Consider the following 1552-nt stretch of genomic DNA (forward strand, 5'->3'; position numbering starts at 1 on the left):
TACAGCGGTTGGCGCTACGCCCAGGTGATTCAAGGCGGCGAGAGTTTCGTCGCCTTATCAGAAGGGTTGCAGAATGCCCTGTCTGCCAGTGGTGGAGCACCCAAAGAGCATCGCACTGATAGCCTCAGTGCCGCCTATCGCAATACGGGCGGGAAAGGCCGCAAACCGTTGACCCGCTTGTATGACGACCTGTGCCATCACTATCGTCTAGAACCTACCCGCAATAACAAAGGGATTGCCCACGAGAATGGCGCGATTGAGTCTCCCCATGGTCATCTCAAAAACCGCCTCACCCAAGCCTTGTATCTGCGGGGCAGCAGTGACTTTGAGAGTGTGACGGCCTATCAGGACTTCATTGCGACCGCGGTCGAGAAGCTGAATCAGCAACACCAGGCGAAGTTTGCCGCAGAACAAAAACATCTCCAGTCCTTGCCTCAGCATCGGGTGGCGGACTACGAAGTGCTCACCGCGCGGGTGAGTAGTCGCAGCACCATTGATGTGCGTTGCATTCTCTACACGGTGCCGTCTAGGTTAATCGGTCGTCAGCTCGAGTTACACCTTTATCACGACCGCCTTTGTGGTTATCTGGAGCGGCAGTTGGTGGTCGAACTGCCCAGAGTGCGCGTGACGGCCAAAGACAAGCGCCGAGCCCGGTGCGTCAACTACCGTCATGTCATTGAAGGACTGCGGCGCAAACCCCGCGCCTTCCTCTACTGCACCTGGCAGCAAGACTTATTACCGAATGACCACTATCGAACCTTGTGGCCGCAGCTTGAAGCCGCGTTTGACCGCGATTCTGCTGCTTTGCTCATGGTGGAAGCGCTCTACATTGCGGCGACCCAAAACCGCGAAGCGGCGGTGGCGCAGTATCTCGAAGCGCAACTGGCGGCGGGGACGTTGACGCTAAGGGCACTCCGTCAACACTTTCAACTCCTCACCAAGTCCGCCCTGCCGACCGTACAGGTGCAACAACACAACCTCCAAGACTATGACCAACTCCTCCGAGCCGACGCCAGCCGTGAGCCCTTACCAGAGCTTGAGTCTGCACCTCAAACAACTGCGACTCTCCCACATGCTCCAGCATTGGGAAAGTCTCGAACATCAAGCCATGCAAGAGCAGTGGTCTTACGCTCAATTCTTGCTGGCACTTTGCGAGTTGGAGGTGGACCGGCGCTGGAGCCTGCGCCTCAAACGCGCCCTGCAAGAGGCCCAACTGCCCGCTGCCAAAACGGTTTCCAACTTTGACTGGGACCATGTGCCGAAGCTCAATCCTGCCCCATTGATGCAACTCGCCACTGATGCAGGTTGGCTAGAGCGCGCCGAAAACTGCTTAATCTTTGGTCCTTCCGGAGTGGGTAAAACTCATCTCGCCGCCGCGATTGCACGAGCGGTGGTCGAACTGGGCCAGCGAGCGAAATTCTTTGCGGCCACCACCTTGGTTCAACACTTGCAGCAGGCCAAGTTGCAACTGCAACTACCTGCCCTGCTCAAGAAACTCGACCGCTTTGACCTGCTAGTCATCGATGATTTGGGCTATGTCAAAAAGTCGGAG

Annotated in this window: 1 protein-coding gene and 1 pseudogene; both read left to right on the plus strand. The window is 56.9% G+C overall.

Annotation, left to right across the window (positions count from 1 at the left end):
- Positions 1-333: 333 nt before the first annotated feature.
- Positions 334-609, plus strand: a pseudogene (locus JUK32_RS28785) (IS21 family transposase); the annotation flags it as partial.
- A gap of 379 nt (positions 610-988) precedes the next feature.
- The coding region (locus JUK32_RS27685) for an ATP-binding protein (protein WP_239112842.1) at positions 989-1552 on the plus strand (564 nt) is incomplete at its 3' end.

This window comes from Halomicronema sp. CCY15110, from assembly GCF_016888165.1.
Classification (GTDB): Bacteria; Cyanobacteriota; Cyanobacteriia; order Phormidesmidales; family Phormidesmidaceae; genus Halomicronema.